The sequence below is a fragment of the Desulfovibrio inopinatus DSM 10711 genome, assembly GCF_000429305.1.
Lineage (GTDB): Bacteria > Desulfobacterota > Desulfovibrionia > Desulfovibrionales > Desulfovibrionaceae > Alteridesulfovibrio > Alteridesulfovibrio inopinatus.
Map to the genome: position 1 here is coordinate 25,825 of NZ_AUBP01000039.1, position 14,036 is coordinate 39,860.

Genomic DNA, 14,036 nt, shown 5'->3' on the forward strand with positions numbered 1-14,036 from the left:
GGCGACTGTTAAGAGTTTTTCATATCGAGCGATATAATTCCATTGTTTTCTGAGGCTGCTTCGTTTTTCGAAATGTCGTACTCGATGCACGAGCAACCATGAGGTAACCCATGTCATGGATACGAAAGAGGTCGATTTTTGTGATCGTCCTCGTACTGTTAGGCTGTATCTGTATGTTGCCTTGCAACAACGCGCAAGCGCAGACAACTGCGGAGAATATGCATATCAAGGCAGACAATACAAAAGCCGCGGCATTGATGCGGGAAGGGAATTTGGGCGAAGCGCGTGACATCTTGTTCTCACGATATGAAGACGACTCTTTTGACAATCAGTCGCTTTTCTTGCTCGGTATGGTGTCCGGCAAAATGGGGAATCTCGATCAGAGCGAAAAGTACTATCGCGAATTGCTCGAGCGCGACCCCAAAGCACAACGTGTTCGCCTTGAACTGGCCAGTGTGCTTTATGCCATGGGGCAGTATGAGAAAGCGCAAGCTGAACTCCTCCGGGTCAAAGAAGCCAACCCTCCGGAGAATGTTGGGCTGAATATCGACAAGTTTTTGGAAGCCATTGATAAGTCCAAGCCAAAGGCATGGCGGGTTCGTCCGTCAATTGGTTTTATGTATGATTCCAATGTGACCCGCTCGACGTTCGATGACACGGTTCAACTCATGGACCAACAATTTCATTTGTCCGACCGGGCGCGCGCGCAGGCAGACTGGGCCATGGTGTATGGTCTGGAAGCAGATTACTTTCATTTTTTTACCCCGCAAAGTGCATTGCAATTTCAATTTCGCGGGTCGTACACCGATTATTCCTATGTGGATTGGTTTGATACGGCGGACTTGAGCGCTTCTCTTGGTCCCACGTTCCAAGTTGGACGTTGGATCGTTTCACTCCCTGCTGTGGGAACGTATCTCAAATATGGATCGGAAGATGGAGATTTTGCAAAATACTATACGGTAAGTGTCGGGTTCGCTCCACAGGTCCGGTATCAGTTGACGGACTCCTGGGAAGTCGGGATGAATCTCGCGTATTTTTTCAAGAATTATTATGATGACGATCGATACTCTAATTTGTTTATTGTGAATCCCTATCTTCGCTTTTATCCGAACGCTGTGTCGTATGCTCAGCTCGGCGGGTACTTCATGCGTGAGGATCAAAATTGGGATATTTACAGTAACGATGCATACGGCATTCAGGCGACGTACTTTCGCAGCTTTTTTAATGATTTTAATATATTTTGTACGGGAATATTGGGGCAGACCTTTTACAGCGGATATCGTACTCTCTATGGTGAAACACAGCAGGATACCTTGCTTATGGGGCGCGCGTCATTGAGTTATAATATCGACGCATTGTGGGGGCTTACTCCGGAACTGAGTTATATCTATACAAAGAACTGGAGCAACATCGATATGTTTTCCTACGACCGTCATCAAGTCATGTTTAGCCTGTCAAAAACGTTCTGATTTCTTTTTCTTGGCGCATAATTTGCTTGATGACAAACATGATCAAATGGCGTGTCCTCCACATCGTTTTTTCGGCAAATCAATGACCTTTTTGCCGCGCTCATGGAGACGGACGACATACAACGGGCGCGAGACGTGACTGACAGGTGGAGTATGAACAGAATCACAATGACGTTTTTTCTGGCTGTTCTGGGGTGGATGCTGTGTGCAGGTCTCCCCATGGCATTGGCTGCAAATTCCCCTGTACCAATCGGATTTGCCATTGAGGTTCGTGGGACGGTGAATGCCGTTCTGGATGGACAACAACGAACAGTTGAAAGTGGTGGTCCTATATATCGGAAAGATACGGTGCGAACCGGAGCGCAGAGCGCGGCGACGATCACATTGACCGATCAGACTCAGTTCACGATGGGGCCGGAAAGTGAGATCGTTTTGGCAGAGTATGTCTTTGACGATTATGATGAGGCCTCGAACAATTCTATTGCCATGACTGCCGCCAAGGGAGTTTTTCGGTTTCTGACCGGTCAAATTGTTAAAAAGGACCCCAAAGCATTTGAAATCAATACTCCGCTCGGGACCATGGGAACCCGCGGTACCATTTTTGATGTGCTCTCGGAAAAAGAGCGGGTCGTCTTGCGATTGCTGAAAGGTGGCCCTGTCTTCTTCCTCGACCTTTTCGGGAATTTTCGACTTATCATCAATTCCGGCAGCGGTATTGTTGCATTAGCTGGTCAACCGGTTTCCAAAGTAAAGTCTATCCCTGCAAATATTTATCGTGAGACCGGGGAAGGCGGGCATTCAAAGGGGAACGGTGACGCGGACAAAAAAACGGGAGACGGGGAAGGCGGACCGGGTGAGCGTGACCAGGATGTCCCGCACGACCGAATGGATGAGATGAAGAACGGCGGGGAAAGTTCTTCTGATCAAGAGAATGGAGACCAATTTTTCGGTTTTGACCCTGGAGCGCCATTGGGACAAGCCCAAACGGGAACACAACCCTTGGCTTTTGTACAGAATCTTCAAAATGTAACCCAGGATACGACGGACAATCCTTCGGATAGCCCGAGCAACTTGCAACAAACCACGAATATCAGCGAGACTATTGCTGAAGTCATAGCTTCGCAGACTTCTACCCCAACTCCAACTCCAACCCCAACACCAACCGTGACGCCGACCGTGACGCCAACCGTCACACCGACGCCGACACCGACGCCGACACCAACGCCGACACCAACGCCGACGCCGACACCAACGCCGACGCCGACACCAACGCCGACACCAACGCCGACACCAACGCCGACACCGACTCCAACTCCGACGCCAACGACCTATAAGGTTTTCGGAAGCCATGAGTATGTGAAGAATGCCGAAGAAGGTGTCACTCCCGAAGTTGTCTGGTTTAACTCAAATGGAGAAGCGGTCAAAGATGGCGTAGCACTTGGTCAATTGGAGCAGGGCGCCACGTATTATGGGATGACATTTGACCAGGAACCCTCCGCCTATGTGCCGGACGGGTATCAATATGTTTCCTGGGGGATGTGGAACGATAATGCCAACTTGGACTATGCGAGTATGGACTCGTTACCACAAGACGTCTTGGATGAACTCAACAAGGGCGGCTTCAATGCCTCGCATACGTGCTTTGTGGCTGGAAACGTCACGCCTGGCAACGACATTCCTCGTGAAGGGTCTGCAACGTATAATGGTCAGATTATGGGCCGATACTATGATACAGCAGAAGGTACGTCCGCTACACTGTCCGGTGATGTCAAAATGACATTTTGTTTCACAACCGACACCATCAATCAAGCCAGCTTTAATTTCTTAAAGAATGGAGATCCTTGGGAGAATTACAGCTTAGCAAACAGCCAATGGTTCAATCGTTTCAGTTTGCCGCAATTCGGCGGAAATCTCGCGGGTTCGCTCGGTGGTACCGGTCAATTTAAAGGAAGCTTCTTTGGCCCGTTTGGGCAGGAAGTCGGTGGCGTGTTTTTCGTAGAAAGTGGGAGTAATGCTTCCGGCTCCGGTGTGTTTATTGCGAAATAGACCAGCAAGGATTGTTCTGTGAATGATGAGAGAGACGACCGGGGCAGGTGCGAAGAAAATGCACTTGACCCGGTCGACAATGTGCGGTTTTGGGATCGTCGCTTACGTTTCGAAGTTGGAACCGAGCATATCGTCTGGGCTGCTCTTGTCGGGGCGGCTCTTTTTTTTCGTCTTTGGGGACTCGGCATTCGGGCTATGAGCCATGATGAGAGTTTGCACGCCCATTTCTCCCGATTACTCTTTGAAGCCGGTACGTATAGCCATGATCCCATGATGCATGGTCCGTTTCTCTTTTACGTCAATGCACTTGTGTACGGTCTCTTCGGAGTGAGCGATTTTACAGCCCGTTTGGGGCCGGCTTTGGCCGGAACCGCGCTTGTTGCGTGCCTGTTTTCTTTGCGAAAAGAGCTTGGTCGGATTGGGGCTTTTCTCGCGGCGCTTATGGTCACGATTTCTCCCAGTTTGCTCATGTATAGTCGGTATATACGAAATGATGCCTACATTGCGCTTTTTTCCTTGCTGTGGATGATGGCCTACCATCGATATAGCCGGAGTGGGAGTGAACGCTGGTTATGGCTTATGACTTCGGCAATGAGTATGGCGTTTATTACAAAAGAAAACGCCTTTCTCTTCGGGGCAATACTTGGTGGTCATGCCGTCTTTGAGGCCGTTCGTGCTGCGTGGAACAAACACGAGACGTTGTTTCACCGCTATGCCGGATTGGCTGTGATCATGTTGAGTTTTGTCTTACCTTTCATCGCCCCTCTGGGACTTGCGGCTCTGGGGCTTAACCCCCTGGCGCCAATGCAAGGTGCGCATATCCAGACAACGTGGAGTATTTTAGCAGGGTTTGTTTTGATGGCTGTGGTGTTGGCAGCGGGCGAGGCATCTTTGGGGCTTTTGCGCTTCCGGTTGTGGTGTGGACTCTTCATGTTCTTTTGGATTGTTCAGGTGGTGTTTTTTTCCTCGTTTTTAGCCAACATCCCGCAAGGCGTGTTTTCTGGCGTCGTCGGGAGTGTCGGATATTGGATGGCCCAGCACGAAGTGGCACGAGGCAGTCAACCGTGGTTCTATTATCTTTTTTTGACCGCACTCTATGAGTTTTTTCCTTTCGTAGCGGCCTGGCTTGGGGTCGTGGGGTTAGTACGGAGCCGCCATGCTCCTGCCACATATATTCTTGGGGACGATCCTCATGAAAACGATGATGCCTATGCGTTTGGATGGTTGCTCGTATGGCTCATTGCTGGATCGTATGTTTTGTATACTGTGGCCGGTGAGAAGATGCCTTGGCTTTTCGTGCACATAACGCTTCCTCTGTGTCTCCTCGCCGGACAGGGAGTGGATTGGTTAATTCATGTTCGATGCCAACGGTTCGTCCGGGGAATAGCATTGGGCATAGGTATTCTCATGGCATGCGTGTGGATACGGTTCTCTTTTCTCGCCAATATTACCCATCTTCGCGCTGTCAATGAGCCGCTTGTTTATGCACATGGAGCTGAAGGGGTGAAAGAATCACTTGCTATGCTATCCCTTATCAAACAAAATTGTCGGGACGTCGAAGCCCATGGTATTGCCTTTGATGAAGAAACAGCTTGGCCTATGACGTGGTATCGTCACGATATCGAAGGGAGTTTTTATTTTGGAAAAATTTTGAATGATAAAGCCCGTTCAGCATGTGCTCTTGTTGTTGGAGCCGATACGGCACGAGAGCTTTCTGAAGTACTCGGCAATGTATATGATCAATATCAGTTCAGTATGATTGGCTGGCCATCTGAGTTTTATAAAAATTGGACCTGGTCCAATATCAAAGAATTATTTTCCGATTCCCAATATAGGCAAGATTTATTAAATTGGTACTGGTTTCGGGACAGTGAGAAACCGGAAGCCTATCGTCCCATGGTACACTCTTTCTCGCTTTTTGTGCGCAAGAAACAGTACGACGAATCCACACCATAGTCGTATTGTATTTTTCCCCCTGTTATCCTGTATTGTTGAGTGGCACTGGATTCATTATGCATAGACTCAAGACGCTTTTTATCGATAACGGACTCTTTGTTTTATCCGCTTTCGTTATAATTCTTTTTCCAGTTATAACCTATCAGGTTATTTTTCCCATGTTTGAAGGAGTTGTTTTTCAATCTTCGCGTGAACGGGCGGAGTTGTTCAGCAGACATCTACTCGAAATATTTGGAAATACCGATACGGCTTTGGATGAGCATTTTTTCGAAAAGGAAGATTTTTCTTCCTATGTTTTCAGTCATATGACTGATTTTAAAGTGGAAAAAGTTCGCATTTTTTCCAAAGACGGCATGATACGCTATTCAACGGAGCCAGATGAAGTCGGACAAACGAACGAAGAATCATATTTTTACGATGTAATTAAAAACGGGAAGGCTTACTCGCAGCTTGTCAAGAAATACAAACAGATGGGCGATGGTTCACTGCGCTCTGTCGAAATGTATGAGACGTACGTGCCGCTTGGCGAGGACACAAAATTTCTCGGGGCGGCAGAAGTCTACTTCAATGTCACACCACAAATGGATGCTTTGCGGCATGTTCTGAAAAAAAGTGGTGTGATTTATGGCATTCTTGCGGTGTTCGTGTTGGCAATCACGGCTTTTTTAAATGCCCTCAATGCGCAAAGCAAACGGCGTACGGCTGAAAGTGAACGAAAATACCGAGCGCTTATGGAGCAAGCCTCAGACGCGATTGTTGTTTTCGATTCAACTGGCAAGGTTATCGAAACCAATTCCATGGCATGCCGTATGTTCTCTTTGGCGGAGGATGCCTGTCTCGGGAAACATTTCGAAGAAATGTTTCCTCATCCGGACATAAAGCTTGGCGTTACCATGCAAGATATCGTTGAGTTGGATCGCATGTGGGAATTTTATTTTCGTGATCGAGCAGAGGCCATGATTGCTGAAGCAACTTTTAAGCGAATTGATGATGGACGTATATTGGCAACGGTGCGTGATGTCACGAAGCGGAAAGCCGATGAATATGCCCTACAAAGCAAGACGATTCTTCTTGAAACGATCATTGATACGATTCCTCACCCCATTTATTACAAAGGCAACGATGGACGCTACCAGACCGTGAATGCACCCTTTGCAAAGATGCTTGGCAAGTCTCGAGAAAAGATTCTTGGCAAAACGGCAAAAGAGATTCTGTCTCGAGAATTTTCTGAGATATATATGCAGAAGGATGCGGAGTTGCTTCAGGCTGGAGGACGCCAGACATATGAAGCGAAGACTCCATGGGCTGATGGCGTTCTGCATGATATCTTGTTTAGCAAATCCATTCTCTACGATGCGAACAGCATACAATCCGGCATTGTCGGCGTGATGCTTGACATTACGGAACGTAAGCAAGCGGAGAGTCGGCTTCAGGACGCGAATGAGAAATTGGAAAAACGTGTTCGACAGCGTACATCGGAAATTGAATCTGCTCTGGAAAAACTCCGTCATGAAACCGAAGAGCGAAAATTAGCGCAGCAGGATCTGACGCTGATGGCTCGCGTGTTTGAAGATTCCATTGAAGGGGTAACGATTACGGATTCCAGAGGCACGATTCTTTCAGTCAACCCGGCGTTTACGATGATCACCGGGTATGATTCCGAAGAAGCTTTGGGGAAAAATCCGCGTATTCTCAAGTCGGACCGCCACGATGACTCCTTTTATAAAACCATGTGGCAAACACTGATTACAAAAGGGGCGTGGTCCGGCGAGATTTGGAATCGTCGAAAAACTGGAGAAGTGTATCCGGAATGGTTGTCGATCAGTACCATTCGTGAAGAGAGCGGACGAGTTCGAAATTACGTCGCAGTCTTTCATGATATGACCGATATCAAGCGCTCGGAAGAAACGATTCATTTTCAAGCGTACCATGATGCGCTTACAGGCTTACCAAATCGACTGTTGCTGCTTGACCGCCTGAAAGTGGCTTTGCAACACGCCGGCCGACGTAACAAAAAAGTGGCTGTCATGTTTCTTGATCTCGACAACTTCAAAACGATCAATGAAAGTCTGGGGCATCCCATGGGGGACCAATTACTCACATTGGTCGCCAGTCGATTGCGAGAGGCTGTCCATCCGGAAGATACGGTTGCTCGATTTGGTGGGGACGAGTTCGTTATTTTGCTTGAAGATGTCTCTTCAGCTGAAGACGCGGTCCATCAGGCTGAAGATATTGTTGAACGCTTCAAGATTCCGTATTATGTGGTCGACAATGAGATTCATATAAGTGCGAGTATCGGCATAACGCTGTTTCCCGATGATGGTAACACGCCCGAAGTGCTCGTGAAAAACGCCGATATGGCCATGTATATGGCCAAGGACCGCGGTCGTAACGACTTTCATCTTTTTACAGAAGCCGCAAACCGTCGTGTTTTACGTCGTCTGGCCATTGAACAGGATTTGCGTGCTGCTCTCGATAAAGGAGAGTTTGCCGCGTATTACCAGCCACAAGTCGATGCTGCTGCCCAATGTGTCTATGGGTTGGAAGCGCTCATCCGTTGGGTTCGTTCGGACGGTATCCCTGTATCTCCTGCGGAATTTATTCCCATTGCCGAGGAAATTGGCATTATTCGCGAAATCGGTGTCTGGATGCTTGACCAGGCATGTTCTCTTATTCGCCGGTTGCGCGAAAACGGATATCCCGACCTACGCGTTTCCGTAAACTTGTCGGCACGCCAGCTTCGTGACGATGCTCTTCCCGGTTTTATTCAGGATGCACTTGACCGAAGCGGTATTCCTGCTCATGCGCTGGAGCTTGAGATCACAGAAACATCCGTTATGAATGACGTCGATGCAGCGATCGCTCTGCTGCACCGTATCGCCAGCCTTGGGGTGAGTATGTCGATCGATGACTTCGGGACAGGCTATTCGTCGCTGTATTATCTCAAGCAGTTTCCGATCCAGGAACTGAAAATCGACCGCAGCTTTGTGATGGATCTAAGCGATAACCCCGATGATGCAGCTATCGTTAAGGCGGTCATTTCACTGGCCCACAGCTTGGGGCTCAAAGTCGTAGCAGAAGGGGTTGAAACAAAACTCCAACTCAAAATGCTCGCGAATATGGGATGCCAGCGCATCCAGGGCTATTTTTTCTCCAAACCGCTTCCCGAACTGGAGCTTCTCGCATTTCTTCATAATGCTGACTATGCTGTGGCGAAAGCATGTTCGATGGATATGTGAAGAGTGATGAAGATACTTAGGCTGTTTGGGCCTTTCTATAACTGTACCAGTTGTCGTGGTATATTCTCTTTCTCTCTGTTTATTTCAACCGCAGGTCAGTTATGGATCGAATGCTTCACTGGATGGGTTATGGTGAGAACGAAATTTACGGGCGAGCCACTTAGAGCCACTAACAAAACCTCAAAGTAATGACCGAGCAAGCCAAGGAGCACAGAGCCAGATAGGCGTCAGCACTTCGTTCATAGCGAATGCGTAGCTTTCGAAAGCGATTGAGCCAAGACAACGTTCGCTCCACAACCCAGCGGTGACGACCAAGGCGTTCAGAGGATTCGATTCCTCGCCTTGCAATCCGTGGAACGATTCCCTTCTTCCGGCAATATTCTCTACAGGCAGAATAATCGTACCCTTTGTCTGCGTGGAGTTTGTACGGACGTTTCCGAGGTCGTCCTGGGGCACCTCCAAGGGAAGGAAGTGCATTCAACACGGAGGAAAACATTTTTGAGTCGTGACGATTCGCGCCACTGAGTTGGCAAACCAGGGGAATACCGTCGCTATTCACGACAATATGCCGTTTCGTTCCCGATTTGCCTCGATCTGTTGGGTTCGGGCCTGTCTCTTGGCCCCCCGGGGGGAGGGAACAGAGCCGGCATCTATGGAGAAACGCTCCCATTTAAAAGCATTGGCCCGGTTGACTTCTGTGAGGAGGCTTGTGTGGAGCTTGTCCCAGACTCCTGCAGCTTGCCATTGCCTCAAGCGACGCCAACAGGTCATACCTGAACCGCACCCCATTCACGAGGAAGTTTCTCCCACGGAGTGCCCGTTTCCAGGATGAACAAAATACCGCGTAGGGCCTCTTTATCACTGCATCGAGGCCTTCCCCCTTTCGGTTTTGGGGGCTCTGGGGGAAGAATGGGTTCAATAATCGTCCAAAATCGTTCAAATTCAGCAGGCTTCATAAACACCTCCCACTGAAAATAAGAATCATTAAGAAGATTGGCTAGGTTTTGTTAGTCGCTCTTATAGCAGAGGTGTATTGATCGATTCGCGAAGTCGATTGCAATTGACGCTGCCGTGGTGAACAGAACCTACTCAATGTGTTGTGCCGTCTTCGATGATAACCTTTGTTTATAGATGTCTCCTCTGTAGTTCTTGTTGTTGCTTGCTGAAATAGTGACTTTTAATCGATGTATTGTCTGGCCTGATAAGTATTCATTCTGTTAACGCCATTGTTCAGCTCGTTTGACTCATCCTTTTCATGGATGATGTGAAATAGAATTTTTTTCCTTTACTCTTCTTTCATCAAATCAACACTCATTTGGTATTCTTTCGAGGGAAACAATATTTTACCGTTGACTATGCTGCGTTTATTTCACTTCGAATAATGGCAAGTTCATTTATGATGTTTTTCTTATTGCGCTAGTTTGTTGATGTGTCCATAACACTTTGTAATGTATTGCATTTTTTGTTTGTCGTTGCTTGCTCTGTTATGTGTTGATTTGATATCTTTTCGTGTTTTCAGCAGGTTAATTTGTTGACTATATTTATTCTTGATAGTTCTGTGTCGAATATGTATTTCTAGATTGGCTGCATGTGTCTCTCGTTGTTGGAGGTATATGTATGTAGAATGTAGTTTTGTGCGTTTTATGTTGTGATGATTTAACATCTGCATAATATCCATTATGAATGGATGCTGAGCTGATGAGAGTTGATTTAAATCGACTGTACTTGTCGAGCAGTTCTTTTACGTTCTTTGCTATGGGAGTGGTTGGGGGACGATTGGCGAATATCTATTGGTGTGTGGAGGGGACGAGTGGTGCAAAAAAAATAGTATTACGTTCATTGTGTTCAGTCTCGTTTGTTATGTTGTTTGGTGAGTTGGTTTATGTGTTCGCTGTTATGGTAAAAACGTACCCCATAATGCAAATAATCTAAAAAGGAGAAGCTGTATGTTGGCAACAAAAAAAGTACGTCTGCTTTTTATTGCTCTTATTTTGTGCCTTGTGCCATGCCGAAATGTTATGGCTGACGGCAATTCTGAAATCATATCAATTTTATCAATTGCGCTTAGTGACTCCGTTGTATCGCCTTCTGTTCCTGTTCCCGATACCGGTGCTTCAGTATGCTACGGTGAGATCGGAGAAATCGTTTGTCCAGACCCAGGTGCACCTTTTTATGGCCAAGATGCGCAGTATATTTCGAATCCTCTCTCCTATATCGATAATGGCGATGGCACTGTTACAGATACTGTTACCGGCTTGATGTGGATGCAATCGGATGACGGGAATCTGTATAATTGGGACAATGCCGTGGCATACTGCAGTCAGTTGGTATTGGCCGGTTACACGGATTGGCATTTACCAAATCGGCGAGAGTTGTTTCAGCTTGTTGATTTTGGACGAGAATCCCCCGCAATTGATCCTGTTTTTTCAGCTCAACCTAATTGGCATTGGACAAGTACTTCCTATGCAGGTGACTCCAACTGCGCGTGGTATCTGAATTTTAATAACGGCTATCTATTTAACGGGGAACCGGTTTGTATTGAGAAGTCTGTGTCGTTATATGTTCGTTGCGTTCGTTCCGGACAATGATGTTTTGATCTCTTTAAAAAGTGTATAGTCGTTGTTGACTGGAGAGAGATTGACGTTGCTTTGATAATATATTGTGAATTGTTTGTGTAATTGTTGATTTTCAACATGTGTATGGTGGCCTTACTCTCTGGCTCATATGGGGAACTTCATTTTCTCGATATCAAATCAATGTCGTTAACGAGAGAGTATGTTGGGTACACATGTTTAATTTCTTTGGAATGGGAATTTTTTTATTTATATCAATAATCCTAACAAGGTAGCGTGTTATGATATTATTCTTCCGTATTCTTGGAATGCAAATGTTTTGTGTTCTTTCAAGTGTTTTGGTTCTGGCATTGCCTGTCCGAGCAGAATACTTGGTTCAAGGTGAAACGATTGTAGATACATCGACAAATTTGATATGGATGCAAGCAGACGGTGGGGTTCAGCTTGATTGGCAAGGTGCGTTGGCTTATTGTGAAAATTTGAGTCTGGCAGGGGAAGACGACTGGAGATTACCTAATGTCAAGGAGCTAGAATCAATAGTTGATTGGAATAGGCTGGATCCTTCGATTGATCCCGTCTTTTCAAGTCCGTCGTCCTTCTTTTGGTCAAGCACTCGCTCGGATAGGTATCATGTCTGGCTTCTAGATTTTTATTACGGCTACGTGTGTGAAGGAGGAATAAAGGGGGCATATAAGACTTATGTTCGTTGTGTTCGATCCGATTCATAAATAAATATGCGATCTAGTGTATTGGGGGAGCAAGCAATGCAGAAGAAATTCGCATCTTGTTCTCCCGTACTGATTCTGTGTGCTGGGTTTTGTCAAGGATGATGTTTTATATATTTTGTATTAATGTGGAGAGTATCGTTCGGTTTATATGATTTTTTGTGTCTAATGCTTCTTAAGTAACATGCTTCCCTGTGTATCCTTTCTCCATGGTTAATGGATCTATTGCTGTAATGTGTCTATATAATTATGATTAATATTGTAATAACTGTGTTATTGTAGTCGTTTTGATTGATGTAGTCATGTTGTTTGGCGTATGAACTATTCATCGATTTGTAATTTAAAACAGCCGTAATCTTCTAGTCGTTTGCTGAATTTATTATCTTGATAGATGGTTTGGAGCAACGAGCTGTGTCTCATGATTGGATCAGAACATGAATGGCGCGTTGTGTTTATTTATTTTTTCATATTTATATTCTCAACTCTGTTGTTCCGGTGTGTATGGTGCAGTGTTTCTGTTGTGCTGTGAGGATGCGTCTGTTTACTGTGATATTGATATGATATTTGTTCACTTAATTCTAATATAGATCATTGCCTTGATATCTTCTAGGAGAACGAAGAAAAATGCTTGAATACGGTCTGCTGGAGCCTCTGGATACAGAAGACGATAGTTATGCCTGAAGCGTGTTTTCGATTTTGGTGCCTCAAATTACAGCCTGAAATCGAATACGAATACGAATCCGGTTCGGTGTGTTCGTTCTGGGGCATAGTGCTTGCGGATTGATCTTGAGTTGCGTTCAGTCGCAATGAAGAAAGAGATGTGGCATCTATGCGTTTATTACTTCCTGCTTTGATAGCGTGGGGGTGTAAAGAACTCGAAACGATCGTAGATTTGACACGTACGATTCTCTTCATCGATTCGGTCTTTTTTTGCTTAACGTCTTTCTCCTGGTTGATCAGCTCCAATACCGCCAATCCCCACTACGCTAGGGTGTCTCCTTCGATAACGGCTCCGTGCTGTACTTGACGAAACAGGCAGAAACATACGTTGGCTGTGTTCGTGGGGGATTCTAAACGATGATGAAGTGATCAAATGATAAAAGGCTTTCCCGTATTGTTTGAACAAGCGGCTCCAATTCGCATGAGTGGAGCCGTTTTTTGGGTTGTTATATATGTATTGTGTAGTTTGTATTGCTGGTTTCCTTTGTGTGTATTGATTTTCTTTTTTTGTTTATTTGGTTTTGTTTGGATGGATATTTGTTTCTTTGTGTATTGTGCACGAGTTGGATGATTATAAAAATGTATCAAAATTCAGGTTTTTCCTGAGAGATGAAATGATAAATTTATACTATTTATCTAAAAATCAAATAATATTTTTTTCAATAGAAGCAAGTTGTCTTTTGTTTTGAGATGATACAATAGCGCGATGGGTGTTCTATAGTGAGATGAGATTCTTGTAGGTGTTGTTGGCGCGATAATGATATTTGCTAAAGTGCTGTTTGGGGATGTGGGGTAACGTTCGGTGTTGCAGAATTGAAAATCTATTGTGTGAAAAGTCCAAGAAGGAGAAAAATAGTGGGGCTTTATAAGTCTTTTATCATTTTGTTATGCGGAGTACTTTGGGTGTTCGCAGCTTCTTCTTTTGCGGCTGACGATGATGACGATATTTTGCTCTATTTAGTCGAGCCTGAAAAAACCGTTTTAGCGCCTATGTGATGCTTGCCGCCGGTCTCTGGTTCGCGCCTCCTCCGAGGAGCAGAAACGCCAGGAGCGCAAAAAGACTTCCCAGCTTCCGCATCAGCTTTCTGAGATTGAACGCCGCACATGCCATGAACAGATTGATGGTGTCCCCGACCGCGCCCTTGAGGTAGCTCCGCGCCATGCGGTGGTCGTGCTTGAGATGGCCGATCACCGGCTCGATGCCTGCTCGACGGCGGAAGCGTTGCCGGGCCTTCTGGCGCTGATGTCGCGAGTCTTTCTTCTTCGGCGGCTTCGGGATGAGGATTTGTGTATCTCCAACCTGTTTTA

General features: G+C 46.1%; 7 protein-coding genes and 1 pseudogene. 6 read left to right on the forward strand and 2 right to left on the reverse strand.

Annotated features, from left to right (window positions below; translation table 11 throughout):
- Positions 1-218 precede the first annotated feature (218 nt).
- The 4 genes from G451_RS0119235 to G451_RS33130 all read left to right on the forward strand — a co-directional run bounded on the left by G451_RS0119235 (position 219) and on the right by G451_RS33130 (position 8,710).
- Complete coding sequence (locus tag G451_RS0119235) at positions 219-1,469, forward strand: porin family protein (protein ID WP_169727912.1); 1,251 nt, start codon at positions 219-221, stop codon at positions 1,467-1,469.
- Between the two features lie 153 nt (positions 1,470-1,622).
- Complete coding sequence (locus G451_RS0119240; protein ID WP_169727913.1) at positions 1,623-3,515, forward strand: FecR family protein; 1,893 nt, start codon at positions 1,623-1,625, stop codon at positions 3,513-3,515.
- Positions 3,516-3,533: 18 nt separating this feature from the next.
- Positions 3,534-5,471 carry a flippase activity-associated protein Agl23 gene (locus G451_RS0119245; protein ID WP_027185534.1) on the forward strand — a complete coding sequence of 646 codons (1,938 nt, stop codon included), beginning with the start codon at positions 3,534-3,536 and terminating at the stop codon, positions 5,469-5,471.
- Between the two features lie 56 nt (positions 5,472-5,527).
- Positions 5,528-8,710, forward strand: coding sequence for a bifunctional diguanylate cyclase/phosphodiesterase (locus tag G451_RS33130; RefSeq protein WP_051261695.1), 3,183 nt, complete (start codon positions 5,528-5,530; stop codon positions 8,708-8,710).
- A 169-nt stretch (positions 8,711-8,879) separates the two neighbouring features.
- Here the strand turns inward: G451_RS33130 and G451_RS33800 are convergent.
- Positions 8,880-9,666 (reverse strand): annotated as a pseudogene (locus G451_RS33800) (IS5 family transposase).
- Positions 9,667-10,656: 990 nt separating this feature from the next.
- Here G451_RS33800 and G451_RS33135 point away from each other — a divergent pair.
- Together G451_RS33135 and G451_RS35405 are read left to right on the forward strand one after the other, a co-directional pair.
- Positions 10,657-11,298 (forward strand): Lcl C-terminal domain-containing protein, encoded by a 642-nt coding sequence (locus G451_RS33135; RefSeq protein ID WP_027185537.1) that lies wholly within the window; start codon positions 10,657-10,659, stop codon positions 11,296-11,298.
- A 299-nt stretch (positions 11,299-11,597) separates the two neighbouring features.
- Positions 11,598-12,011: an Lcl C-terminal domain-containing protein gene (locus G451_RS35405; protein WP_425387522.1), complete on the forward strand. Its 414-nt coding sequence runs from the start codon at positions 11,598-11,600 to the stop codon at positions 12,009-12,011.
- 1,705 nt (positions 12,012-13,716) lie between these two features.
- On the opposite strand, the gene G451_RS0119290 is transcribed toward G451_RS35405, so the two are convergent.
- Positions 13,717-14,036, reverse strand: a 320-nt coding sequence (locus tag G451_RS0119290) for a transposase (protein WP_027185540.1), incomplete at its 5' end; no start/stop codon positions are given.